The following is a 24,593-nucleotide window of genomic DNA, read 5'->3' as shown; positions in this document are numbered from 1 at the left end:
ATGAAAGATAATCACTTCGAAACCGAAGCCATTCGTACACAAACAGAACGTTCTCAATTTTTAGAACATTCTACACCTTTATATTTAAGTTCAAGTTTTGTTTTTGAAGATGCTGAAGATATGCGTGCATCATTCACAGAGGAAAAAGAACGTAATATATATAGTCGTTTTACAAATCCAAATACTTCAGAATTTATAGATAAAGTTTGTAAAATGGAGGGTGCAGAAAGTGGTTATGCTTTTGCTACAGGAATGTCTGCAGTATTCTCAACTTTTGCAGGATTATTAAGTAGCGGCGACCATATCGTGTCTGCAAGTTCTGTTTTTGGTTCTACACATGCCTTGTTTACAAAGTTTCTTCCGAAATGGAATATTGAAACCTCATATTTTAATGTAAATGACGTAGATAAGATTGAAAGTTTAATCCAACCAAACACTAAAATTTTATATGCCGAAAGTCCTACAAATCCTGCGGTAGATATTATAGACTTGGAATTATTAGGTACAATTGCTAAAAAACATAACCTTTTATTGGTGATTGATAATTGTTTTGCCACACCATATTTACAAAATCCAATTAAATTTGGAGCGGATATCGTGATTCATTCTGCAACGAAATTAATAGATGGTCAAGGGCGTGTACTTGGGGGAGTTGCTGTTGGTCGTGCCGATTTAATACGAGAAATTTACTTGTTTTCAAGAAATACAGGTCCTGCGTTATCGCCGTTTAATGCTTGGGTGTTATCTAAAAGTTTAGAGACTTTAGCTGTACGTGTAGATAAACATTGTGAAAACGCTTTAAAAGTTGCCGAGTTTTTAGAAGGACATGATAATGTGTCTTTAGTGAAATATCCATTTTTAAAATCGCACCCACAATACGACATTGCTAAAAAACAGATGAAGCTTGGTGGTAATATTATCGCATTTGAAGTTAAAGGCGGAGTAGAAGGTGGTCGCGCTTTTTTGAATAAGATTAAATTACTTTCGCTATCAGCAAATCTTGGAGATACACGTACAATTGTAACGCATCCTGCATCTACAACACATAGTAAGTTAAGTAGAGAAGACAGAATGGAAACAGGAATTACAGATGGATTGGTACGTATTTCTGTTGGTTTAGAGCATACAGACGATATTATAAGTGATTTAGATCAGGCTTTGAATTAAATTTCAAAAAAGGCTTATATTTGCGCCATGCTTTCAAAGAAAACCAAATACGGCTTAAAGGCCCTTATATTTTTAGCACGTCAAGAAAATAATACTCCAGTTCAGATCAGTGTGATTTCTAAGAGTGAAAATATTTCTCAAAAATTTTTAGAAAGTATTTTGCTAACACTCAGAAAAATTGGAGTGTTAGGTTCTAAAAAAGGTAAAAATGGAGGGTACTATTTACTAAAAGATCCTCAAGATATTAAAATGTCTTTAGTCATGCGTACCCTAGAAGGACCTATTGCAATGGTGCCATGTGTAAGTCTGAATTTTTATGAAAAATGTGACGATTGCCCAGATGAAGCACTTTGTGGCGTACATACTTTAATGGCTGAAGTCCGCGATCAAACGCTTGATATCTTCAATCACAAGTCGTTAGCAGATCTAGTTTAACTTATTTTTTTGATTTAAAGTTTGCATATATTAAATACATCCTATACATTTGTTAAATAACCTACTATCCCGATAGGGTAATAGAAGTAGAAGAAAAGGATGAATTATGTTGGATAACACAATAGATATTTCATATTGGAATAAAAAATTAAGACACAAAACGCCACAAGAAATCATTACTTGGGCATTGGCCTTAACAGATAAAAAAATAGTAACAACAAGTTTTGGTGTGTATTCAGCAGTACTTTTAAGTACCATTTCAAAACAAGATAATGCTATAAAAGTTGTATGGTGTGATACCTTGTATAATACTCCAGAAACTTACGAACACGCAAAAAATTTAATCAGTACATTCAATTTAAACGTTGAAAAATATGAGCCTTTGTTGAGCAAATCGGTAATTGATACAACTATAGGAATCCCTGAAGTAACCAGTCCAAAACATGCCGAATTTACAGAAGTTGTAAAGCTAGAGCCTTTTAGAAGAGCTCTAGCGGAGCAATCTCCAGAACTTTGGTTTACTAACATTCGTGTTAGACAAACAGAATACCGAAAATCTAAAGATATTTTAAGTTGGAGTAAGGACGATGTCCTTAAAGTGAGTCCGTTTTACTATTGGACAGACGAAGATTTAGATGCCTATATTGTAGAGCAAAATCTTCCGAAAAACCAATTTTATTTCGACCCAACAAAAGCCTTACAAAACAGAGAGTGTGGAATTCACTTTCAATAAATGAAAAAGAAGCATGCAAAGTTTTAGATCAGAAATAGAAAATCCAGTTGTAGAACAAGACATCATTGAATTAGAGAAGAAAATTCGATTATTTAATGAAGGTAGTATAACGGACGAAAGTTTTAGAAGTTTACGTTTAGCACGAGGAATTTACGGTCAGCGTCAGCCAGGTGTACAAATGATTCGTATTAAATTACCGTATGGAAAAGTAACCTCTAATCAGTTATTGAGAATATCTGATGTTTCCGATCGTTTTTCAACAGGAAGACTTCATATTACAACACGTCAGGATATTCAAATTCATTACGTGAGTATTGATGATACTCCAGAATTATGGTCGCAATTAGAACAAGACGATATAACCTTGCGTGAAGCTTGTGGTAATACGGTTAGAAACGTAACTGCTAGCGAAACGGCTGGTATAGACGTTAACGAGCCTTTTGATGTTACACCATATGCACATGCTACATTTCAGTTTTTCTTACGTAATCCAATTTGTCAAGAAATGGGGCGTAAATTTAAAATATCGTTTTCATCATCAGACGCAGATACGGCCTTAAGTTATATTCACGATTTAGGATTTATTCCTAAAATAAAAGATGGTGAACGCGGATTTAAAGTGCTTCTTGGTGGCGGATTAGGGTCTCAACCAAGGCATGCCGATGTTATTTATGAGTTTTTACCAACCTATAAAATCATCCCTTTAATTGAAAGTGTATTACGTATTTTCGATCGTCATGGTGAACGTGCTAGACGTATGAAAGCTCGTATGAAATTTTTAATTAAAGAATACGGGATAGAGAAATTTTTAGAGTTGGTGGATGCAGAACAAAAAGCTTTATCTCATCAAGAAGTACATATTGATGTTAGTGATGAAACTGTAAAATTAGCTAACGTAGCTATCCCTGAAGTGCAAATTGAAGATGAAAATGCCTACAACAGTTGGAGAGCTTTAAATGTAATTCCACAAAAACAAGATGGATTATTTGCTATTGGAATTAAAGTTAAATTAGGAGATTTTTATACAGATAGAGCAAGAAAATTAGCCGCATTAATTAAAAATTATGCAGCAGATGAATTACGTTTTTCATTAAGACAAAACATTTTAATTCGTCATGTTAAAGAAGACTTGTTACCATTCTTTTATCAAGAATTAAAAGCATTAGATTTTGTTGAAACTGGCTACAACGCGACAACAGATATTACAGCTTGTCCAGGAACAGATACCTGTAATTTAGGTATTGCAAGTAGTACGGGAATGGCAGACGAGCTAGAGAGAGTATTATACTCAGAATATCCGCAATATATAAACAATCAGGATGTCACTATTAAAATTAGTGGGTGTATGAATGCTTGTGGACAACACAACATGGCACACATTGGTTTTCAAGGGATGTCTATTCGTACTAAAGATAAACTAGTTGCTCCTGCAGTGCAAGTGTTATTAGGAGGAGGTGTTTTAGGACATGGAGAAGGACGTTTTGCAGATAAGGTAATTAAATTGCCATCTAAAAGAGGGCCTCAAGCATTGCGTTTAATCTTAGACGATTTCGAAGCAAATGCAAATCCAGGCGAATCGTTTTTAGAGTATTACGACAGACAAGAAGGACAAAAATATTTTTATAATTTTTTAGTGACTTTGTCCGATACCGAAAATTTACAGCCTAGCGATTTTATTGATTGGGGAAATAATGAAGAATACAAACAAGAAGTTGGAGTAGGAGAATGTGCAGGTGTTGTTATCGATTTAGTGGCTACTTTATTATTTGAGGCGAAAGAAAAATTAGACAAAGCTATAGATGTTTTTGAGACTACAGATAAGTGGGCAGACGCTATTTATTTAGCATATACTGCTAATGTTAATGCAGCAAAAGCGTTATTATTATCTGAAGATGTTAAGACAAATTCGCAAGCAAACATTATAAGCTTGTTTGACGATACATTTATTGAGAGTAATAAAATAAGTTTAGAAGCAGGTACTACTTTTTCTGATTTTGTTTATCAAATCAATAAAAACGAACCAACACAAGAATTTGCAACCACATATATTAACCAAACCAAAGCTTTCTTTAATATCATAGATGTTTTTAGATCACGTGAATTAGTCAATGCAAACAACTAACAACATACCAAAATTAACGGTAGTAGGTGCCGGTCCAGGAGATCCAGATTTAATTTCGCTGAAAGCAATTAAAGCTATAGAATCTGCAGATATTATCCTGTACGACGCACTTATAAATGTAGACTTGCTTAAGTATGCTTCTGCAGCTAAAGAAGTAATTTTTGTAGGGAAACGCAAAGGGTGTTATGCCTATCAACAGGAACAAATTAATGAGCTTATTGTACAACGTGCAAAGCGCTTTGGTCATGTGGTTCGATTAAAAGGCGGCGATCCATTTGTTTTTGGAAGAGGCGCAGAGGAAATAGATTATGCCAAGGCTAACAATCTTAAAGTAAATGTTATTCCGGGTATGTCTTCTGCCTTAGCAGTTCCTACTAACCAAGGTATTCCGCTAACAAAACGCGGGGTTTCAGAAAGTTTTTGGGTCATTACAGGAACAACTAAAAAGCACGAGGTTTCTAGCGATATTGCTTTAGCAGCAAAATCTTCTGCTACAGTTGTTATCCTTATGGGGATGAGTAAGCTGGCGGAAATTGTAACGTTGTTTTCACAAGAAAATAAGCAAGACTTGCCTGTAGCTATTATTCAGAATGGAACTTATGCTAACGAAAACATAGGTGTTGGTACTATAAGTACTATTCGAGGTATAGTTAAAGCAAAACAATTAAGTGCGCCTGCCATTATTGTAATTGGAGAAGTCGTTAAAGAGCGCACAAGTTTAAATAGAATAAAAACCGAATTACACGAATTAAAATCGGCGTTTTAGAAATATAATCAAAATACACATTTCAGTAAAATTATTTAAAATGATACAAACAGATATACTAATAATAGGAGCAGGGCCAACAGGATTATTCACTGTGTTTGAAGCAGGATTATTAAAATTAAAATGTCATTTAATTGATGCATTGCCACAGCCAGGAGGACAATGTTCAGAACTATATCCTAAAAAACCGATTTACGATATTCCAGGATTTCCAGAAGTACTAGCAGGAGATTTAACTAAAAACTTATTAGAACAAGGAAAGCAATTTGAGCCAGGTTTTACATTAGGAGAACGTGCCGAAACGATTGATAAACAAGAAGACGGGTCGTTTATTGTAACCACTAATAAAGGTACAAAACATCAAGCACCAGTAGTTGCTATTGCGGGAGGTTTAGGTTCTTTCGAACCTAGAAAGCCATTAATAGACAATATTGCAAAGTATGAAGACCATGGTGTAGATTACTTTATTAAAGACCCAGAAAAGTATAGAGGTAAACGTGTTGTTATTTCTGGTGGAGGAGATTCTGCTTTAGATTGGAGTATCTTTTTAGCCGATGTAGCTTCAGAAGTTACCCTTATACACAGACGTAACGAATTCCGTGGCGCTTTAGATTCAGTAGAAAAAGTTCAAGAATTAAAACTTCTAGGAAAAATTAATTTAGTAACACCTGCAGAAGTTGTTGGGGTTTCTGGAGAAAATCATATCGAAGGTGTAACGGTTAAGAAAGGTGAAGAAGAATTTTCTATAGATACAGATTTTTTCATTCCTTTATTCGGATTATCTCCTAAATTAGGACCTATCGGGAACTGGGGCTTAGAAATTGAAAAGAATGCCATTAAAGTAGATAATGCATTAGATTATCAGACTAATATTCCTGGAATTTATGCAATTGGAGATGTAAATACATATCCAGGGAAATTAAAGTTAATTCTTTGTGGATTCCATGAAGCCACTTTAATGTGCCAATCTGCCTATAAAATTATTAATCCAGGTAAAAAGTATGTGCTTAAGTACACAACTGTAAGCGGAATTGATGGTTTTGATGGTTCTCGAAAAGAGGCACCTAAAGCAGTTGTGCAAGCAATTGTATAAATATCTTATTTCTTATTAGTCGTTTTGTAAAATAGACTGTAAATTAGTTGAAATTTTACCGACTGTTATTAAAATAATAAGACGTTTTTTATGGTTGAAGACACAAAATTGCAAAATAAATTAGTTTCAAAAATATATAATGTCAGACTTAAAGAATCGATAGCAACATTTACTAAAAATTTATTTTATGTAATGTTCGATGATGAGCCTGCTACAGAACTGCAGCATCTAGAAAATCTATTCGTAGATATGAGTAGTAAATTAGAGATTGAAGATGCTTTTAACATATGGGAAACCTTCAAGTTTAACTTACCAAGCATAAGACGTCGCCTAGATTTAGATGCTGTAGCTATTGAACAACACGATCCCGCAGCTAAAAGCTTAGGCGAGGTATATTTAGCCTATCCGGGATTTTATGCTATTGCTATTTATAGATTAAGTCATGAGTTGTTCGAGTTAAATGTGCCTATTATTCCGCGTATGATGAGTGAATATGCACATGGGGTAACCGGTACAGATATACATCCTGGTGCTCAAATTGGGGACTCTTTTTTTATAGATCATGCCACAGGAATTGTTATAGGCGAAACGTCAATAATTAAAAACAATGTGAAGATTTATCAAGGGGTAACCTTGGGAGGTGTTCAGGTTAAAAAAAGCTTGTCTGCTACTAAACGTCATCCTACCATAGAAGATAATGTTATTATTTATGCCAACGCTACCATTTTAGGAGGCGATGTGGTTATTGGAGCAAACTCTATAATTGGTGCCAATGTTTGCGTTACAGTTTCTATTCCAGAAGGCTCCATTCTAACTTATCAAAAAGAGTTTAATATTAGATCTCGAAACCATGATTAAACCAAGAAGTATTATAAACCAAATTGGAAATACGCCATTAGTTGAAGCCTCACATTTACACCAAAATCCTAATGTTACTTTACTTCTAAAATTAGAAGGAAATAATCCTGGCGGAAGTGTAAAAGATAGAGCTGCTTTTAATATGATTAACGAAGCCTTAAAACGTGGAGACATAAAAAAAGGAGATACTTTGGTTGAAGCAACTAGTGGAAATACGGGTATTGCTTTAGCTTTTATCGCACCTTTATTAGGTGTAAATATGGTGCTTATAATGCCAGAAAACTCTACTGAAGAGCGTATAAAAACCATGCGGGCTTATGGTGCAGAGTTAATTTTAACATCCAGTGATGTTGGTATAGAAGGTGCTCGAGATTATGCTATTAAATTGCGTGACGAAAAAGGGTATTTTATGCTCAATCAATTCTCTAATCCCGATAATTGGAAAGCACATTATAAAACTACCGGACCCGAAATTTGGGAAGCTACTGAAGGTAAAATCACTCATTTTGTATCGGCCATGGGAACAACAGGAACCATAATGGGTGTGTCTACATTTTTAAAAGAAAAAAATAAGGATATTACCATTGTTGGGGCACAGCCTAAAGACGGTGCTAAAATTCCGGGCATTCGTAAATGGCCAGAAGCGTATTTGCCAGAAATTTTCGATAAAACTAAAGTCGACCAAGTCGTAGATGTTAGTGAAGAAGATGCTAAGGCAACAACACAGCGTTTGGCCAAAGAAGAAGGTGTGTTTGCAGGTATGAGTAGTGGAGGATCTGTGGCAAGTGCCTTAAAAATCATAGAAAATTTAGAATCCGGTGTTGTCGTTGCTATAATTTGCGACCGAGGAGATCGTTATTTATCGTCGCCATTATTCGATAATTAGCATAATAAATGCTGTAAATATGAGGAAAATAAATATATATTACCTTTATTTGCAGCATAGTTCATAATCATATTAATTCGTTATCACGAAAGGCAGAGGGGATAGACCCGGTGAAGCCTTAGCAACCCTTTACCACACTTAAAGAAGGTGCTACATTCTACTCGATGAAACCTATTTTCAAAGGGGCAGATAACCCAAGAGAATTTCCTTTCTTTCCTGATGACATACTGATATAAAACATCAAACATGTCAAACATTTATCAAGCCATTCAACAACGTATTTTAGTACTAGACGGTGCTATGGGTACCATGTTGCAACGTTATAATTTTTCTGAAGAAGATTTTAGAGGTGAGCGCTTTAAAGATTATCCGTCGCCTTTAAAAGGGAATAACGATTTGTTGTCTTTAACACAGCCTAAAGCAATTGCAGATGTACACCGAAAGTATTTTGAAGCTGGAGCAGATATTGTAGAAACCAATACCTTTTCGGGAACTACAATTGCTATGGCAGATTACGACATGGAGGATTTAGTGTACGAACTTAATTTTGAATCGGCTAGAATTGCTAAGCAAGTAGCAGAGGAAATGACTAAAGCAAATCCAGAAAAACCTAGATTTGTTGCAGGAAGTATTGGGCCTACAAACCGTACCGCAAGTTTATCGCCAGATGTTAACCGTCCAGAATATCGTGCCGTGACTTTTGAAGAATTAAGAAAAGCCTATCATCAGCAAACAGAAGCGTTGTTAGATGGTGGCGTAGATTTACTTTTAGTAGAAACAATTTTTGATACACTTAATGCCAAAGCAGCATTATTTGCTATAGACCAAGTTCAGGAAGAACGCGGTATTAAAATTCCAATTATGGTATCTGGAACAATTACAGATGCGTCTGGTAGAACACTATCTGGGCAAACCGTAGAAGCTTTTTTATTGTCTATTTCTCATATTCCACTTTTAAGTGTAGGGTTTAATTGTGCTTTAGGAGCCGATCAGTTACAACCCTATTTAAGTCGACTAGCCAACGAAACAGAATTTTATACCTCTGCGCATCCTAATGCAGGACTGCCAAATGCTTTTGGAGAATACGACCAAACGGCAGAGCAAATGCAAGTACTTATAGAAAATTATTTAAAAGAAAACATCATTAATATTATTGGAGGTTGTTGTGGTACAACTCCAGAGCACATTAAATTAATAGCAGAAGTTGCTGCAAAATACAAACCAAGACAAGCTGCCGTTAGTATTTAGTTTCTAGTTGTTAGTTAATAGAACAAAATGAATTATACAGAATTAGATGTATGGAAACAAGCTAGAGTTATAGTGAAAATGGTTTATGAATTAACGAAATCATTTCCGCCAGAAGAACTTTACGGTTTGACAAATCAGCTAAGGAGATGTGTAATTTCGGTCCCTTCAAATATAGCAGAAGGTGTAGGAAGACAATCGCAAAAAGAAACGATTCATTTTTTATACATTGCAAAAGGGTCTATTAATGAGGTTGAAACCCAATTATATTTATCTTTTGATTTAGGATATATTTCAGAAGACGATTTAAAACACAATATTGATAAATTGATTATTAATAAAAAACTGCTTAACGGTTTTATTAATTATTATAAAAAGTTATGATGGATAACGAAGCCAATAACGAACAACATACAACGAATAACAAACCCAAATATTTAAGTCTTTCTGGGTTGGAACCTTTAGTGGTTACTCCAGAAAGTAATTTTATAAATGTAGGAGAACGTACCAATGTTACGGGGTCTAGAAAATTCTTAAGATTAATTAAGGAAGAAAAGTACGACGAAGCCTTGGATGTAGCCAGAGACCAAGTAGAAGGCGGTGCTCAAATTATCGATGTTAATATGGACGAAGGCATGTTAGATGGTGCAGAAGCCATGGTGAAATTCCTGAATTTAATTGCTTCAGAACCAGACATTGCTCGTGTTCCTATTATGATAGATAGTTCTAAATGGGATATTATTGAAGCAGGTTTGCAAGTTGTTCAAGGGAAGTCGGTAGTAAATTCTATCAGTTTAAAAGAAGGTGAAGCCGCTTTTATTCATCATGCTAAATTGGTAAAACGTTATGGTGCTGCAATGGTAGTTATGGCGTTCGATGAAGATGGTCAGGCCGATACCTACCAGCGTCGTATCGATATTTGTAAGCGGTCTTACGATATCTTGGTCGATAAAGTTGGTTTTCCACCACAAGATATTATTTTCGACCCTAATATATTTCCTGTAGCCACAGGTATGGAAGAGCACCGCTTAAACGCCTTAGATTTCTTTAACGCAACAAAGTGGATTCGAGAAAATTTACCCTATGCAAATGTGTCTGGAGGCGTAAGTAATGTGTCGTTTTCGTTTAGAGGAAATACAGTAGTTCGTGAAGCTATAAACTCGGCATTTTTATATCATGCCATTAAACATGGTATGAATATCGGGATTGTAAACCCAACCATGTTGGAGGTTTACGACGAAATTCCTAAAGACCTTTTAGAACATGTTGAAGATGTATTATTTGATAGAAGAGATGATGCTACAGAACGGTTATTAGATTTTGCAGAAACAGTAAAAGGCGATAAAAAAGTAGATGAGGCCAAAGTTTTAGAATGGCGTAGTCATGCATTACAAGATAGAATTACACACGCTTTGGTAAAGGGAATTGATGCTTTTATTATTGAAGATGTAGAAGAAGCTCGTTTAGCTTCTAAAAAACCTATTGAGGTTATAGAAGGCCACTTAATGATAGGGATGAATGTGGTAGGAGATTTATTTGGAAGCGGAAAAATGTTCTTACCGCAGGTTGTAAAGTCGGCACGGGTAATGAAAAAAGCTGTCGCTTACTTACAACCTTTTATTGAAGCCGAAAAAGATGGAAAGCAAGAATTTGCTGGAAAAATATTAATGGCCACTGTAAAAGGCGATGTGCACGATATTGGAAAAAATATAGTAAGCGTTGTACTTGGATGTAACAATTATGAAATTGTAGATTTAGGTGTTATGGTGCCGCCAGAAAAAATTATAGAAACGGCTAAAGCAGAAAATGTAGATGCCATTGGCTTAAGCGGATTAATTACACCGTCGTTAGACGAGATGGTATATTTGTCTAAGGAAATGGAAAAACAAAAATTTACCATTCCGTTACTTATCGGAGGAGCTACAACTTCTCGAGCGCATTCAGCGGTTAAAATTGCACCAAACTATACGCATGCTGTTGTACATGTAAACGATGCTTCTAGAGCTGTAACCGTGGTAGGGAATTTACTTCAAGAAGATAGTAAAGTTTATAAAGAACAAATTCGCGAAGAATACGAAAAGTTCCGTGAACAATTCTTAAAACGCGGGAAGAAAAAGAATTTTGTAACTATAGAAGATGCGCGTAAACGTAAGTTTAAGATTGATTGGAGTACATCCGAAATTACAAAACCAAAAGAATTAGGAATTCAAGTTATTCAAGATTTCGACCTTAAAAAACTAGAAGATTTTATAGATTGGAGTCCGTTTTTTAGAAGTTGGGATTTACACGGTAGATATCCAGATATTCTAGAAGATGACGTGGTTGGGCCACAAGCAAAAGAATTATTTGCAGACGCAAAAATTTTATTAAAACGTGTTCTCGATGAAAAATTATTAGGCGCTAAAGCAATTTTTGGATTGTTTCCTGCCAATACTATAAACGATGACGATATTGAAATTTATGATGAAGATGGTAAAGTAAAAGTCACGTTTTTAACCTTACGCCAGCAGTTAGATAAACGCGAAGGTGTGCCTAATTTTGCACTGTCAGATTTTGTTGCTCCTAAAGATTCCGGAGTTCAAGATTATATGGGATGTTTTTGTGTGAGTACAGGTTTTGGTACAGCCGAATTGGCCAAGCAGTTTGAAGCAAATCATGACGATTACAATTCAATCATGATTAAAGCAATAGCCGATCGTTTAGCTGAAGCTTTTGCCGAATACTTGCATAAAGAAATTAGAACAAATCATTGGGGATACGCTACAAACGAGCAACTTCCTAATGAAGAATTAATTAAAGAAAGCTATAACGGTATTCGTCCAGCACCAGGTTATCCAGCTTGTCCAGATCACTTAGAGAAGAAAACCATTTGGAAACTTTTAAAAGTTAAAGAAGAAATAGGTGTAGAAATTACCGATAGTTTAGCCATGTGGCCAGCGGCAAGTGTGAGTGGTTATTATTTTGCGAACAAAGAAGCCAAATATTTTGGTCTAGGTAAAATTACACAAGACCAGTTGGTAGATTACGCTAAACGTCGCGGTATTAGTAATGAAGAAGCAGAAAAATGGTTGAGTCCAACCCTAGCCGATTAAAAAAAGATTATGAGTCAAAAGTTTATTGAATTACATTTGGGAAGCCATGTTATTATTCACGGATTCGACACTCATAACAAAGAAATAAGCGAGCGTGTAGAGGTTCAGGAATTTACTAAAAAACTTGTCGCGCTTTCAAGAATAAAATCGGTAAGCGAAAATTTTATTTTAACAGATTATACAAATGATCGTTTAATTTATTGGGAATATAAAGGCGATTATAATACGATTAAAAAGGCATTAACTACATAATGAAAGTTACAGATCACATAAAACAAGCCAACGGAAAAACATTATTCTCTTTTGAAGTTATTCCGCCTCAAAAAGGTAAAAATATTCAAGATTTATATAATAATATAGATCCGTTAATGGAGTTTAATCCGCCATTTATAGACGTTACAACCTCAAGAGAAGAGTATGTATACGTCGATAAAGGTAACGGACTTTTAGATAAGCGCATTACTAGAATGCGTCCTGGAACTGTTGGTATTTGTGCTTCAATTATGCATAAATATCAAGTAGATGCTATTCCGCATTTGCTGTGTGGTGGTTTTACTAAAGAAGAAACCGAATATGTTTTAGTCGATTGCCATTATTTAGGCCTCGATAATGTGGTGGCGCTTCGTGGCGATGCCCGTAAGGATGAACCATATTTTAAACCTACCGAAGGCGGTAATCATTACGCTAGCGAATTGGTAACTCAAATTTCAAATTTAAATAAAGGAAAATACCTGCACGACGATATTAAAGTTGAGCATAACTACGATTTTTGTATTGGGGTTGCTGGCTATCCAGAAAAGCATATGGAATCTCCTTCTTTAAACACAGATTTAAAACGTTTAAAGGCTAAGGTAGATGCTGGAGCAGATTATGTGGTGACGCAAATGTTTTTCGACAATAAAAAATATTTCGATTTTGTAGATAAAGCTCGTGCTATTGGTATTACAGTACCTATTATTCCTGGGATTAAACCTTTGGCTGTAAAACGTCATTTACAAATTTTGCCACAAGTGTTTAAAATAGATTTGCCTGAAGATTTAATTGATGCTGTTGAGGGTTGTAAAGATAATAAGGCTGTGAGAGAAGTTGGTATTGAGTTTGCCATTCAGCAATCTAAAGAACTAAAAGCAGCAGGTGTTCCATTTTTACACTATTATTCTATGGGTAAAAGTGATAATATTAAAGCCATTGCTTCAGCTATATTTTAAGAATTCCGTTACTTTTGCGGCTTAAACCCATCTATGAAACTTTATTTTAGTGTATTTTTAATTGTGATTGCTACTAGCTTGTTTTCACAAGAAAAAAAAGAAACGTCTTATATTGATGTGAATTACTTTAGTGGCAATATTGCACTGCACAATAACTATATTTTACATCTAATACAAGGCCATCCAGAAGGAGCTATTATAAGTTGGAATAAAAAAACATTTGGAGATAAAGATTGGCAGGAGCGTTATAATTATCCAGATTATGGAGTATCTTTTTCGTATCAGGATTTAAAAAATGAAACGCTTGGTAACAATTACGCTTTATATGCACATTATAATTTTTATTTCCTAAAGCGACATTTAATGTTGCGTATTGGTCAAGGTTTGGCTTACAACACCAACCCATATGATAAATACGATAATTATAAAAACATTGCATTTGGGTCTAGTATTTTAAGTGCAACTTATGTGATGATAAACTACAAACGTGAGCGTGTTTTTAATCGTTTTGGCATTCAGGCCGGATTATCATTATTGCACTATTCTAATGCTAATGTTGTGGCACCCAATTCAAGTATTAACACAGTGGCATTAAATGTAGGAGTTACTTATAATATAGATGAAGAAGATCCAGAGTATAGCCATGCAGATATAGAAGAAAAATATACCGAACCCATAAAGTATAATATTGCGCTTCGTGGTGGTGTTAACGAAAGTGATATTATTGGCATGGGGCAATCGGTATTCTATGTGCTTTCTGCTTATGCAGATAAACGCCTATCAAGAAAAAGTGCTGTACAATTTGGTACCGACGTGTTTTTTTCAAATTTTCTAAAAGATTTAATTGAATATAATGCAGTTGCATTTCCCGAAGAGCACATAGATCCCGATACAGATTATAAACGTGTGGGCCTATTTGCAGGGCATGAGTTGTTTATAAATAAATTGTCTGTAGAAACTCAAGTCGGGTATTATGTGTATTATCCATACGATTTTGAAGGGAGAACCTATTTACGTATCGGATTGAAACGTTATTTTGGAGAACGATGGTTTGGAGCTGTAACATTAAAGTCTCATGGAGCAAAAGCCGAATGTGTTGAATTTGGAGTAGGAATACGATTGTAAAAGATGAAAAAATTAATAACCATACTTGTTGTCTGTTCTCTTTACGCTTGCGATAGTGAAAACGCTAACGATTGTTTTCAAACATCAGGAGAAACTATATCTAAAACCATAGATATTGATGCGTTTGACGATATACTTGTCAATAGAAATATAGAGTTAACTATCATTCAGGCAGACGATTTGAAAGCCTATATAGAAACAGGAGAAAATCTCATGAACGACGTAAGTGTTGAGGTTGTAAATGGTGTTTTAGAACTTACCGACCATAATACTTGTAATTTGGTTAGAGATTACAATCCCACTAAAATTACAATTACTACACCAAGCGTGACTCAAATTAGAAGCTCTACACAATTTGAAGTAAAGTCGGAAGGTGTTCTGGCTTTAGAGAATTTAGAATTAGTTTCAGAAGATTTTAATGATTCAGAAAGTTTTAATGTAGGCGATTTTAGATTGGCAGTAGACGTTACAGACTTAAATGTGGTTTCAAATAATATATCTGTGTTTTATATGTCTGGCGTCGCAACTAATTTAAATGTAGGGTTCTATGCTGGGGGTGGACGCTTTGAAGGAGCCAACTTAATATCTGATACCGTTAATGTGTACCACCGAGGCACTAACGATATTATAGTTAATCCGCAAAAATCTTTAACCGGTGAGCTTGTAAGCACAGGCGATTTAATTGCTAAACACAGACCTGAAACGGTTGAGGTTGAAGCGTTGTACAAAGGACAACTCTATTTCCAAGATTAATTAATCTTGCGTTAAGGTTCTGAATAATTCTTCTAAACTTTCATTTTTCTGATTCAGTTGAAGGATTTTTAATTCATTATCATGAGCAAAATCAAACACTTTTGGGCGCATATCTTCAGAAGTTGCAAATGTGATTTCGTATACAAAATCATAAATATTTTTTACCTCGCTAACATGAGGTAAACGTAATAAAAAGGCATCTTCAACCCGAAAATCAAATTCTACAACCACAACTTGAGCCTTGCCGGCATGTAAATCTTTTAATTTTTTATCGGCAACAATTTGACCTTTATTTATAATTATTACACGGTCGCACATGGCTTCAACCTCTTGCATAATATGCGTAGATAGAAACACCGTCTTTGTTTTACCAATAGTTTTAATCAGCTCGCGAATAGATACCAATTGGTTTGGATCAAGTCCTGTTGTAGGTTCATCTAAGATTAAAACCTCTGGATCGTGCAGCAACGCATTTGCTAAACCAACACGTTGACGATAGCCTTTTGAAAGCTGACCAATTTTTTTATGAGATTCTGGAGTTAATCCCGTGAGTTCAATAACTTCAGAAATACGTTGTTTGGAGACGTCGTAAATGTTTGCATTAAACGATAAGTATTCTTTAATATACATATCTAAGTACAACGGATTGTGTTCGGGAAGATACCCTACACTTTGTTGTACTTGATTAGATTGTTCTAAAACATTAAAACCATTTACTTCAGCTTTGCCAGAAGAGGCATCAATAAAAGTGGTTAAGATTTTCATCATTGTAGATTTTCCAGCGCCATTTGGACCTAAAAATCCAACAATTTCTGGTTTTCCTACTGAAAATGAAACACCATCTAGTGCTTTTTGTGTACCATAGACTTTACTGAGCTGCTCTACTTTTATTGACATCGTGAAATAATTTATTCAAAAGTAAACATTACTATAATTTATTTTGCGAAATACGTTAATATCTTTAAAACGAAAATTCGAAAATAAAAAAAATATAGTTTTAGTTTTGTAATATCAAATTATTAATTACTTTAGCACTAACGAAAAACAAGACATGCAGAATACAAATTTCACATATTTTAACTTTTTCTATTTCTTTTTTAACAGAAGAGACGAGGCATTGTATGTGTAATTTATAAGATAAATTTAATATAAAGTCTCGATGTAAATCGAGACTTTTTTTTTATATGAAAAAAATAGTTTCAATCCAAGGTATAAAAGGGTCATTCCATCACATTGTTGCAAAGACATATTTTGATGACAATATTGAAATTGATGAGTGTATGTCTTTTGATAAGTTAGTTGATAATCTCATTACTAAAAAAAGTGATGTAGCCATTATGGCATTAGAGAATTCTATAGCGGGTTCTATTTTACCTAATTATGCGTTAATTGATAAGTTTAATCTTCATATTATAGGAGAGTATTATTTAGATATTCAGCATAATTTAATGGCTTTACCAGGACAGACTATTGCAGATATTGAAGAGGTGTATTCTCACCCCATGGCTTTACTACAATGTAAAGCTTTTTTTAAAGCATATCCACATATAAAACTTATTGAAGATAAGGATACAGCAGAAACCGCAGACCGTATTAGCAAAAATAATTTAAAAGGTGTTGCTGCTGTAGCAAGTAAAGTTGCTGCCGAAATTTTTAATTTAGAAATTTTAGCAGAAAGTATACAAACAATAAAGGAAAATGAAACGCGCTTTGTTATTGTGAAAACAAAAAATTCTGTTCTAGAAGAAAGCGAAATTAATAAAGCCTCTTTAAGGTTTGTAGTAGAACATAAACGCGGTAGTTTGGCTAGTGTTTTAAATGTGTTGAGTGATTGCAGAATGAGTTTAACTAAAATACAGTCGTTACCAAAGATAGAAACGCCTTGGAAATATGCTTTTTTTGTAGATGTAACATTTTCAAAATATAGTCATTTCGAGAAAGCAAAATCCATTTTAAATATAATGGTCAAAGAATTTAAAATACTTGGCGAATATAAAAACGCAAAATTATGATTACTGTTGCAAACAGGTTACAAACCGTAGAAGAATATTACTTTTCTAAAAAATTAAGAGAAGTAAACGCTCTAAAAGCGAGTGGTAAATCTATAATTAATTTAGGGATTGGAAGTCCAGATTTAATGCCACCACAAACGGTAGTAAATGCTATTACCGAAAGTCTTAAACATCCAAATGTGCACCAGTATCAGAGTTATCAAGGATTGCCAGAATTACGTGAAGCAATGGCTAATTTTTATAAAGCACAGTTTGATGTCACCGTAGATCCTACTTCAGAAATTTTACCATTAATGGGAAGTAAAGAAGGTATTCTTCATATCTCCATGGCGTTTTTAAATCCAGGAGACGAAGTCTTAATACCTAATCCAGGATACCCAACCTACGCCTCAGTAACTAAATTAGTTGAAGCTAAAGCTGTAACTTATGATTTGGATGAAGCACATGGATGGTTACCCGATTTAAAAGCTTTAGCACAAACCGATTTAAGTAAAGTGAAATTAATGTGGGTAAACTATCCGCATATGCCAACGGGAACAAATGCAACCGATGCCTTGTATGAAGACTTAGTGGCTTTTGCAAAACGGAATGATATATTAATTGTTAACGACAATCCGTATAGTTTTGTTTTAAACAACAATCCAAAAAGTATCTTAAGTGTTGCGGGTGCAAAAGATGTTTGTGTAGAATTAAATTCCTTAAGCAAAACATTTAATATGGCCGGATGGCGTGTTGGTATGGTGCTCGGAAATGCTACACATATAAGTGCGATTTTAAAGGTGAAAAGTAACATGGATTCTGGAATGTTTTATGGCATACAAAAAGGAGCTATTGAAGCATTAAACAGTACCGATACATGGTTTAAAAATTTAAATAGCGCCTATCAAAAACGTCGTGAATTGGTTTGGAAACTAGCCGATTTATTAGGGTGTACTTACGATACAACTACATCTGGATTGTTTGTTTGGTCTAAATTACCTGAAGGGACAGATGCAGAGGTGTTTATAGATAAAATTTTATATGAAAAGTCTATTTTTATTACACCTGGAATTATTTTTGGAACTCAAGGCAAAGGCTATATTAGGTTTTCACTTTGTGCTTCAGAAACAGATTTAGAAACCTCAATAAACCGAATTAAATCTAAAAACTAAACGTATGAAAAATATTGTAGTTATAGGTATTGGTTTAATTGGAGGGAGTATGGTTAAGGATCTCAAGAGGGTTCATCCAGAAACTAAAATAATAGGTGTCGATAAAAATCCAGATCATGTTAATCAGGCGTTAGTAAGCGGTTTAATAGATCAAAAAGGGACATTGAATGCTGTTGAAAATGCAGATCTTGTTATTTTATCAATTCCCGTAGATGCGTCAGTAGATTTACTTCCAGAGATTCTAGATTTAGTATCTGATGATACTTTGGTAATCGATGTGGGATCTACTAAACTAGATGTTTGCCAAAAAGTAGAGCATCATGAAAAGAGAAGGAATTATTTATCGTGTCATCCTATAGCAGGAACAGAATTCTCTGGGCCACAAGCCGCTATAAATGATTTGTTTAAAAACAAAACAAACATCATATGCGAAGTAGAAAAAACAGCGTTTAAGTTACAAGAACGAGCTTTACAAGTGTTTTCAGACTTAGGCATGCGTATTCGTTACATGAATCCGGAGTCTCACGATAAGCATATTGCATATGTATCGCACTTATCACATATTAGCTCTTTTATGTTGGGTAAAACCGTAATAGATAAAGAACGTAACGAGCGTGATATTTTTGATATGGCAGGCAGTGGATTTGCATCTACGGTACGTTTGGCTAAAAGTTCACCAAATATGTGGACACCCATTTTTAAACAAAACAAAACTAACGTCATTGAGACTTTAGATGAATATATAAACAACCTAAATCAATTTAAAATTTTATTAGAACAGGATGACTTTGAAGCTATTTTTGATGAGATGAAAAATACAAATCGAATTAAAGATATTTTAAAAGGAATTGCTTAAACAGTTAGTAACATTATGGAAAACAAGAAAGAATTAAGAACCTGGTTAGACGATTTAAAATTAAATCACCCTTTAGTTGTTGCAGGTCCTTGTAGTGCAGAAACGGAAGAACAAGTATTAAAAATAGCTCACGAGTTAAAAGATACAGATGTAAGTTATTTTAGAGCAGGAATCTGGAAACCTAGAACTAGACCTGGAATGTTTGAAGGTGTAGGTGCATTAGGTTTAAAATGGTTACAACGCGTTAAGGCTGAAACAGGAATGAAAATAGCTACAGAAGTCGCAAATGCAGCTCACGTAAAATTAGCTTTAGAGCACGATGTAGATTTATTATGGATTGGTGCGCGCTCTACTGTAAGTCCGTTTATTGTTCAAGAAATTGCAGATGCTTTAGAAGGTACAGATAAAATTGTATTGGTTAAAAACCCAGTAAACCCAGATTTAGCTTTATGGTTAGGAGCTGTAGAACGTTTAGCATCGGCTAATATTAAAAATTTAGGTGTTATACACAGAGGGTTTTCAACATACGAAAAAACAAAATATAGAAACACTCCAGAATGGCAATTGGCTATTGAGTTGCAATCTAAATTCCCAGATTTACCAATCATAAACGATCCATCACATATAACAGGTAAGCGTGATATGATTTTTGATGTATCTCAAACAGCTTTAGATTTAAATTTTGATGGATTGATGATTGAAACGCATTACGATCCAGAAAATGCATGGAGTGATGCTGCACAGCAAGTTACACCAGAAACTTTAGTGCAAATTATGAAAGATCTTAAAATTAGAAAAGAATCAGATTCTGAAGCAGATTATAACGATGCATTAAATAATTTAAGAGCTAAGATAGATGTTATTGATAATCAAATTATCGAGCTTTTAGGTAAACGTATGGTTGTTGCCGATAGTATTGGAACTTTAAAACGTCAGAAAAACGTATCTGTATTACAAAGTAAACGTTGGAACGAAATTTTAGGAAAAATGGTTTTAGAAGGTCAGGATCATGGTTTAAGTGAAGAGTTTATCTTGAAAATGTTTAAAGCCATTCACCAAGAATCTATAAATCACCAAGAGAAAATATTAAAAAAGTAATTTTACTCTAGATATCAGAAAGGTCCATAATATATGGGCCTTTCTTATTTTATTTAGTACGTTTAAAGATGTAGCGCGTTATAAATATGCCTTGTCCATCTTCCGTTCCTGAATCACTTTCTACAGCACTAGTTACAAAAGCGAGTTCCCAGCCGGCTTCGGTCATAGTGTTTATTTTAGAACTTACTAAAACATCGTTTGATGCGATGTTTTGAAAACGAATTCCACCTATATTATAAAAATTTAAAAGTTTTAGTTTCTTTATAGTTTTTAACTCTTAAGTCGCTTCTTTTGGATTTGTTTCTGTTGTTTTCGTCTTCTGTCTGAGCTGTAGTGTAATTTTCAAAGTCTCGTTCTTCATCAGAAGAAATTAATCTAGAACGAACTGCCTAATCCGTTAGGGACTATAGATTCTATAGAGGTAATTATTTTGTATTCTACTTGCGCATTTATTTCATTTAAGCCAGTAAAAAAAAGTGAGAAAAGAAGTAATTTTTTAATCATTTTAATGCGTTTTAATATGAAAAAAAGATAATATAAATATTTTGCTTTAAGCTAAATTTATTTTTTTTACTTTACTTTTGATGATAATTATGACAGGAATAGTATATAAATCAACAGGAAGCTGGTACACCGTAAAAACACCAAATGGTGAGACGTACGACTGCCGTATTAAAGGTAAGTTTAGACTAAAAGGTATTAAAAGTACCAATCCAATTGCTGTTGGAGACGAGGTAGATTTTAAAATAGAAACATTAGATAATGTCACTACCGGTATCATACATCACATTCACGACCGTAAGAATTATATTGTTCGTAAATCTGTAAATTTATCTAAGCAAACGCATATCATTGCATCTAATATAGATCAGGTTTTTTTATTGGTTACCATAAACAATCCGCCTACACTTACAAGTTTTATAGATCGTTTTTTAGTCACTGCAGAAGCTTATTCTGTAAAAACAGTTTTATTATTTAATAAGATAGACGTGTATGACGACGAAACCATTTTAGAAGTACGTTATTTGGCCTCTATATATAGAGCTATTGGTTATGAATGTATAGGAATTTCTGCAGAAACTGGAAAAAATATAGATAAAGTTAAAGCACTTATGCTTGGAAAGGTAAGTATGTTTGCAGGGCATTCGGGAGTTGGAAAATCTACTCTGGTTAATGCGTTAGAGCCTACTTTAGATTTAAAAACAAAGGCTATTTCTAGTCAGCATATGCAAGGACAACATACTACAACTTTTGCAGAAATGTTCGATTTAACTTTCGATGCTAGAATTATAGACACTCCAGGTATAAAAGGATTTGGTGTGGTCGATATGGAAAAGGAAGAAGTGGGAGATTATTTTCCGGAATTTTTTGCTTTAAAACAAGACTGTAAATTTAATAACTGTTTACATGTAGAGGAACCTAAATGTGCAGTAAAAGATGCTTTAGACCGAGACGAAATAGCATTTTCTCGTTATAGAAGTTATTTACAGATTTTAGAAGGCGAAGACGAACACTATCGTACAGATATTTGGAATAAAGAACAAGACGGCATATAATAATGAAAGCAGTAATTCAGCGTGTTTCTAAAGCCAGTGTTACTATTGAAAATAAAATAGTGGCAAATATTAATCAAGGGTTATTAATTTTATTAGGTGTAACCGACTCCGATAGTCAGGAAGATGTAGAATGGTTATCAAGAAAAATAGCCAATCTTCGTATTTTTGAAGATGAACACGGTGTTATGAATACTTCACTATTAGACATTAATGGGGAAGCAATAGTAGTAAGTCAATTTACACTTTATGCTGCCACAAAAAAAGGCAATAGACCCAGTTATATTAAAGCAGCTAAACCGGACATTGCTATCCCTTTATACAAAGCGTTTGTGGGGCAATTAGAAGGCGATTTAGGACGAAACGTGCAAACAGGGGAGTTTGGTGCAGACATGAAAGTAGAGCTCTTAAATGATGGCCCTGTAACCATAATTATTGACACAAAAAGTAAAGAGTAATAGTTACGGGTTTTGTTTTTTTTAACATAAAATAATGTTAAATTTAAAGCGCAAACCTAACCTACTATGTGTTTAAAATATTTTTTAGGCGTATTTGTTATATGTCTAACTTTGAACCTATCTGCCCAAACAGATTTTAGTTCAAATATACTCGAAAAGGCTACTATTGGCAAGAATGCGAATGCTTTAGTGAAAACTAATGACATAAAAATTTACATTCAGGCTTACAATAAAATGCTTGTAAAATCTCATCGTACAGTTACCATTTATAACGATTCTGGAGATTATAAAGGTCAGGCTTACGAATATTACGATGAGACCACTAAAATCAAATCATTAGAAGCTACAATTTACAATGCAAAAGGCGAAAAAATTAAACGTTTTAAAGAAAAAGACTTTAATGATGTCGCTGCTGTAGATGGCATATCTATTTATAACGATAATCGGATAAAATATTTAAAATATGCCGCAGTAAATTATCCGTATACAATAGATTATATTTCAGAAGTTGAACATAAAATGACAGCATTCATTCCTACATGGTCACCTTTAGAAGAGCATTATACAGGTGTTTTAAAATCTTCTTATCAGATTTTTAATGAAACAGATGTTTCTTTAACAGTAAAAGAAGAGCATTTAGAAGAATACGGTATTACTAAAGTTGGTGATTATCATTATGTAGCAGAAAATTTATTGGCAATAAAACCTGAAGCCTTAAGTCCCGAATTTTATACTTACGCACCACGTGTAAAAGTTGCCATGCAAACTTTTGATATGATGGGTGTTAAAGGCATAAATACAAATTGGGAAGATTTTGGAAAATGGATGTACGATAATTTGTTAATAGATACTAGAGCACTTCCAGAATCGGTTAAAAATGAAATTATAGAGCTTACTAAGGATGCAACTACAACTATTGAAAAAGCTAAAATTGTTTATAATTACCTTCAAAATAAAACCAGATATATAAGTGTGCAAGTTGGTATTGGTGGCTGGAAACCAATGCTAGCAGAAGATGTAGATCGTTTAAGTTATGGCGATTGTAAAGGGCTTTCTAATTATACCAAAGCATTGTTAGATGTAGTAGGTGTGCCCTCTTACTATGCTGTAATTTATGGCGGAAAAAATATAAGAAATTTTGATAGTGAGTTTTCGGCCACAGAAGGGAATCATGCCGTATTAACAATTCCAGATGGTGACGATTATATTTGGTTAGAATGTACAAGCCAGAAAGCTCCGTTTGGGCATGTGGCCAATTTTACAGACGATAGAGATGCACTTGTAATAACTCCAGATGGAGGAAAAATTGTTCACACAAGAGTATATGATGCTACAGAAAGTCTGTTAAAAACAACTGCAGATATTAATTTAAATTCAAACGGAGGATTTACAAGTGAAGTGGTTATTAAATCGTACGGATCTCAGTATCGAGGAGATGAAGGATTAGAAAACGAATTAGAGAAAGATCAGAAATTAAGATTTAAAGATATTTGGGATAATGTAAATGATTTGGTTGTAGAATCCTTTCAGTTTACAAACAATAAAAACGATGTTGTTTTTACAGAGCAAGTAAAGGTCTCTGCAAATACGTATGCGTCCAAAACAGGAACGCGATTGCTTGTCGTACCTAATGTCTTTAATAAATTAACACACATACCACCACGTTATGCTAAGCGAACTATGCCATTAGAAATAGATAGAGGGTTTTTAGACGAAGATGAATATGTGTTTCATTTAGAAGACGGTTTAAAAGTAGAGGCTTTGCAAGCTCCCATAAAATTAGAAACTAAATTTGGTACTTATACCATGTCTATTGAAGATTTAAATAATGGCACATTACGCTACAAACGCCGTTTACAAATAGATAAAGGCATATATCCAAAGGAAGATTATGAAGCCTATCGAGACTTTTGGATTAATATTTCAAAATATGATAACTCTAAAATGGTATTACTAAATCAATAACCCAATCACCTTAACCT

The 24,593-nt window shown here is 34.2% G+C and carries 23 protein-coding genes, 1 pseudogene and 1 riboswitch; of the genes and pseudogenes, 22 read left to right on the top strand and 2 right to left on the bottom strand.

Going from position 1 to position 24,593, the window contains the following annotated elements; genetic code table 11:
* The 15 genes from FNB79_RS02240 (at position 1) to FNB79_RS02170 (ending at position 15,483) form a co-directional block, all read left to right on the top strand.
* Positions 1 to 1,167: a trans-sulfuration enzyme family protein gene (locus FNB79_RS02240; RefSeq protein ID WP_143379751.1), complete on the top strand. Its 1,167-nt coding sequence runs from the start codon at positions 1 to 3 to the stop codon at positions 1,165 to 1,167.
* A 27-nt stretch (positions 1,168 to 1,194) separates the two neighbouring features.
* Positions 1,195 to 1,602: an RrF2 family transcriptional regulator gene (locus tag FNB79_RS02235; protein WP_143379750.1), complete on the top strand. Its 408-nt coding sequence runs from the start codon at positions 1,195 to 1,197 to the stop codon at positions 1,600 to 1,602.
* 106 nt (positions 1,603 to 1,708) lie between these two features.
* Positions 1,709 to 2,335, top strand: a complete 627-nt coding sequence (locus FNB79_RS02230; RefSeq protein ID WP_143379749.1) for a phosphoadenosine phosphosulfate reductase domain-containing protein — start codon at positions 1,709 to 1,711, stop codon at positions 2,333 to 2,335.
* A 13-nt stretch (positions 2,336 to 2,348) separates the two neighbouring features.
* Positions 2,349 to 4,457, top strand: a complete 2,109-nt coding sequence (locus tag FNB79_RS02225) for a HEPN domain-containing protein (protein WP_143379748.1) — start codon at positions 2,349 to 2,351, stop codon at positions 4,455 to 4,457.
* Positions 4,444 to 5,223, top strand: coding sequence for a uroporphyrinogen-III C-methyltransferase (gene cobA, locus FNB79_RS02220; RefSeq protein WP_143379747.1), 780 nt, complete (start codon positions 4,444 to 4,446; stop codon positions 5,221 to 5,223). Before FNB79_RS02225 ends, cobA begins: the two co-directional genes overlap by 14 nt.
* A 40-nt stretch (positions 5,224 to 5,263) precedes the next feature.
* Positions 5,264 to 6,316 (top strand): NAD(P)/FAD-dependent oxidoreductase, encoded by a 1,053-nt coding sequence (locus tag FNB79_RS02215; protein WP_143379746.1) that lies wholly within the window; start codon positions 5,264 to 5,266, stop codon positions 6,314 to 6,316.
* A 90-nt stretch (positions 6,317 to 6,406) separates the two neighbouring features.
* Complete coding sequence (gene epsC / locus FNB79_RS02210) at positions 6,407 to 7,174, top strand: serine O-acetyltransferase EpsC (RefSeq protein WP_143379745.1); 768 nt, start codon at positions 6,407 to 6,409, stop codon at positions 7,172 to 7,174.
* Positions 7,167 to 8,060 (top strand): cysteine synthase CysM, encoded by an 894-nt coding sequence (gene cysM / locus FNB79_RS02205; protein ID WP_143379744.1) that lies wholly within the window; start codon positions 7,167 to 7,169, stop codon positions 8,058 to 8,060. The genes epsC and cysM overlap by 8 nt, the downstream gene beginning before the upstream one ends.
* Before the next feature lie 77 nt (positions 8,061 to 8,137).
* Positions 8,138 to 8,256, top strand: a riboswitch (SAM riboswitch).
* A 50-nt stretch (positions 8,257 to 8,306) separates the two neighbouring features.
* Complete coding sequence (locus tag FNB79_RS02200) at positions 8,307 to 9,308, top strand: homocysteine S-methyltransferase family protein (protein ID WP_143379743.1); 1,002 nt, start codon at positions 8,307 to 8,309, stop codon at positions 9,306 to 9,308.
* A gap of 27 nt (positions 9,309 to 9,335) precedes the next feature.
* Entirely contained in the window at positions 9,336 to 9,689 is a 354-nt protein-coding gene (locus tag FNB79_RS02195; RefSeq protein ID WP_143379742.1) for a four helix bundle protein, read from the top strand.
* Complete coding sequence (metH, locus tag FNB79_RS02190) at positions 9,686 to 12,397, top strand: methionine synthase (protein WP_143379741.1); 2,712 nt, start codon at positions 9,686 to 9,688, stop codon at positions 12,395 to 12,397. The genes FNB79_RS02195 and metH overlap by 4 nt, the downstream gene beginning before the upstream one ends.
* Before the next feature lie 9 nt (positions 12,398 to 12,406).
* Positions 12,407 to 12,649 carry a hypothetical protein gene (locus tag FNB79_RS02185; RefSeq protein ID WP_143379740.1) on the top strand — a complete coding sequence of 81 codons (243 nt, stop codon included), beginning with the start codon at positions 12,407 to 12,409 and terminating at the stop codon, positions 12,647 to 12,649.
* On the top strand, positions 12,649 to 13,605 hold the full coding sequence (gene metF / locus FNB79_RS02180) for a methylenetetrahydrofolate reductase [NAD(P)H] (RefSeq protein WP_143379739.1): 957 nt from the start codon (positions 12,649 to 12,651) through the stop codon (positions 13,603 to 13,605). The genes FNB79_RS02185 and metF overlap by 1 nt, the downstream gene beginning before the upstream one ends.
* Positions 13,606 to 13,638: 33 nt before the next feature.
* On the top strand, positions 13,639 to 14,730 hold the full coding sequence (locus tag FNB79_RS02175) for an acyloxyacyl hydrolase (protein WP_143379738.1): 1,092 nt from the start codon (positions 13,639 to 13,641) through the stop codon (positions 14,728 to 14,730).
* Between the two features lie 3 nt (positions 14,731 to 14,733).
* Positions 14,734 to 15,483 (top strand): head GIN domain-containing protein, encoded by a 750-nt coding sequence (locus FNB79_RS02170; RefSeq protein WP_143379737.1) that lies wholly within the window; start codon positions 14,734 to 14,736, stop codon positions 15,481 to 15,483.
* On the opposite strand, the gene gldA is transcribed toward FNB79_RS02170, so the two are convergent.
* Positions 15,484 to 16,380: a gliding motility-associated ABC transporter ATP-binding subunit GldA gene (gene gldA, locus FNB79_RS02165; protein WP_143379736.1), complete on the bottom strand. Its 897-nt coding sequence runs from the start codon at positions 16,378 to 16,380 to the stop codon at positions 15,484 to 15,486.
* Positions 16,381 to 16,667: 287 nt separating this feature from the next.
* Here gldA and FNB79_RS02160 point away from each other — a divergent pair, with 287 nt between their 5' ends.
* The 4 genes from FNB79_RS02160 to FNB79_RS02145 are packed head-to-tail and all read left to right on the top strand — an operon-like array spanning position 16,668 to position 20,600.
* Positions 16,668 to 17,495: a prephenate dehydratase gene (locus FNB79_RS02160; RefSeq protein WP_143379735.1), complete on the top strand. Its 828-nt coding sequence runs from the start codon at positions 16,668 to 16,670 to the stop codon at positions 17,493 to 17,495.
* Complete coding sequence (locus FNB79_RS02155; RefSeq protein ID WP_143379734.1) at positions 17,492 to 18,646, top strand: pyridoxal phosphate-dependent aminotransferase; 1,155 nt, start codon at positions 17,492 to 17,494, stop codon at positions 18,644 to 18,646. Before FNB79_RS02160 ends, FNB79_RS02155 begins: the two co-directional genes overlap by 4 nt.
* Positions 18,647 to 18,650: 4 nt before the next feature.
* Positions 18,651 to 19,502, top strand: a complete 852-nt coding sequence (locus FNB79_RS02150; RefSeq protein WP_143379733.1) for a prephenate dehydrogenase — start codon at positions 18,651 to 18,653, stop codon at positions 19,500 to 19,502.
* Between the two features lie 15 nt (positions 19,503 to 19,517).
* A complete protein-coding gene (locus tag FNB79_RS02145) occupies positions 19,518 to 20,600 on the top strand; it encodes a bifunctional 3-deoxy-7-phosphoheptulonate synthase/chorismate mutase type II (protein ID WP_143379732.1) in 1,083 nt (360 codons plus the stop codon).
* Positions 20,601 to 20,649: 49 nt separating this feature from the next.
* Here FNB79_RS02145 and FNB79_RS02140 read toward each other — a convergent pair.
* Positions 20,650 to 21,101: pseudogene (locus tag FNB79_RS02140) on the bottom strand (hypothetical protein).
* Between the two features lie 92 nt (positions 21,102 to 21,193).
* Here FNB79_RS02140 and rsgA point away from each other — a divergent pair.
* The 3 genes from rsgA (at position 21,194) to FNB79_RS02125 (ending at position 24,576) form a co-directional block, all read left to right on the top strand.
* The gene (gene rsgA / locus FNB79_RS02135; RefSeq protein ID WP_143379731.1) at positions 21,194 to 22,156 is read left to right on the top strand and encodes a ribosome small subunit-dependent GTPase A; all 963 of its coding nucleotides are present in this window, start codon (positions 21,194 to 21,196) and stop codon (positions 22,154 to 22,156) included.
* A 2-nt stretch (positions 22,157 to 22,158) separates the two neighbouring features.
* The gene (dtd, locus tag FNB79_RS02130; RefSeq protein WP_143379730.1) at positions 22,159 to 22,611 is read left to right on the top strand and encodes a D-aminoacyl-tRNA deacylase; all 453 of its coding nucleotides are present in this window, start codon (positions 22,159 to 22,161) and stop codon (positions 22,609 to 22,611) included.
* 111 nt (positions 22,612 to 22,722) lie between these two features.
* Complete coding sequence (locus FNB79_RS02125) at positions 22,723 to 24,576, top strand: DUF3857 domain-containing protein (protein WP_246073315.1); 1,854 nt, start codon at positions 22,723 to 22,725, stop codon at positions 24,574 to 24,576.
* The last annotated feature ends 17 nt before the right edge of the window (positions 24,577 to 24,593 follow it).

Origin of the sequence: Formosa sediminum (assembly GCF_007197735.1) — a bacterium.
Lineage (GTDB): Bacteria > Bacteroidota > Bacteroidia > Flavobacteriales > Flavobacteriaceae > Formosa > Formosa sediminum.
This window is presented reverse-complemented; position numbering and strand designations above follow the sequence as displayed.

Bases quoted from the DNA above. Each gene is read 5' to 3' on its own strand.
- FNB79_RS02170 (WP_143379737.1), top strand. From the start codon at position 14,734: ATGAAAAAATTAATAACCATACTTGTTGTCTGTTCTCTTTACGCTTGC.
- metF (WP_143379739.1), top strand. From the start codon at position 12,649: ATGAAAGTTACAGATCACATAAAACAAGCCAACGGAAAAACATTATTC.
- FNB79_RS02215 (WP_143379746.1), top strand. From the start codon at position 5,264: ATGATACAAACAGATATACTAATAATAGGAGCAGGGCCAACAGGATTA.
- FNB79_RS02195 (WP_143379742.1), top strand. From the start codon at position 9,336: ATGAATTATACAGAATTAGATGTATGGAAACAAGCTAGAGTTATAGTG.
- FNB79_RS02160 (WP_143379735.1), top strand. From the start codon at position 16,668: ATGAAAAAAATAGTTTCAATCCAAGGTATAAAAGGGTCATTCCATCAC.
- epsC (WP_143379745.1), top strand. From the start codon at position 6,407: ATGGTTGAAGACACAAAATTGCAAAATAAATTAGTTTCAAAAATATAT.
- FNB79_RS02145 (WP_143379732.1), top strand. From the start codon at position 19,518: ATGGAAAACAAGAAAGAATTAAGAACCTGGTTAGACGATTTAAAATTA.
- gldA (WP_143379736.1), bottom strand. From the start codon at position 16,380: ATGTCAATAAAAGTAGAGCAGCTCAGTAAAGTCTATGGTACACAAAAA.
- cysM (WP_143379744.1), top strand. From the start codon at position 7,167: ATGATTAAACCAAGAAGTATTATAAACCAAATTGGAAATACGCCATTA.
- cobA (WP_143379747.1), top strand. From the start codon at position 4,444: ATGCAAACAACTAACAACATACCAAAATTAACGGTAGTAGGTGCCGGT.
- FNB79_RS02240 (WP_143379751.1), top strand. From the start codon at position 1: ATGAAAGATAATCACTTCGAAACCGAAGCCATTCGTACACAAACAGAA.
- FNB79_RS02175 (WP_143379738.1), top strand. From the start codon at position 13,639: ATGAAACTTTATTTTAGTGTATTTTTAATTGTGATTGCTACTAGCTTG.
- FNB79_RS02235 (WP_143379750.1), top strand. From the start codon at position 1,195: ATGCTTTCAAAGAAAACCAAATACGGCTTAAAGGCCCTTATATTTTTA.
- FNB79_RS02155 (WP_143379734.1), top strand. From the start codon at position 17,492: ATGATTACTGTTGCAAACAGGTTACAAACCGTAGAAGAATATTACTTT.
- FNB79_RS02225 (WP_143379748.1), top strand. From the start codon at position 2,349: ATGCAAAGTTTTAGATCAGAAATAGAAAATCCAGTTGTAGAACAAGAC.
- FNB79_RS02230 (WP_143379749.1), top strand. From the start codon at position 1,709: ATGTTGGATAACACAATAGATATTTCATATTGGAATAAAAAATTAAGA.
- FNB79_RS02150 (WP_143379733.1), top strand. From the start codon at position 18,651: ATGAAAAATATTGTAGTTATAGGTATTGGTTTAATTGGAGGGAGTATG.
- metH (WP_143379741.1), top strand. From the start codon at position 9,686: ATGATGGATAACGAAGCCAATAACGAACAACATACAACGAATAACAAA.
- FNB79_RS02200 (WP_143379743.1), top strand. From the start codon at position 8,307: ATGTCAAACATTTATCAAGCCATTCAACAACGTATTTTAGTACTAGAC.
- dtd (WP_143379730.1), top strand. From the start codon at position 22,159: ATGAAAGCAGTAATTCAGCGTGTTTCTAAAGCCAGTGTTACTATTGAA.
- FNB79_RS02185 (WP_143379740.1), top strand. From the start codon at position 12,407: ATGAGTCAAAAGTTTATTGAATTACATTTGGGAAGCCATGTTATTATT.
- rsgA (WP_143379731.1), top strand. From the start codon at position 21,194: ATGACAGGAATAGTATATAAATCAACAGGAAGCTGGTACACCGTAAAA.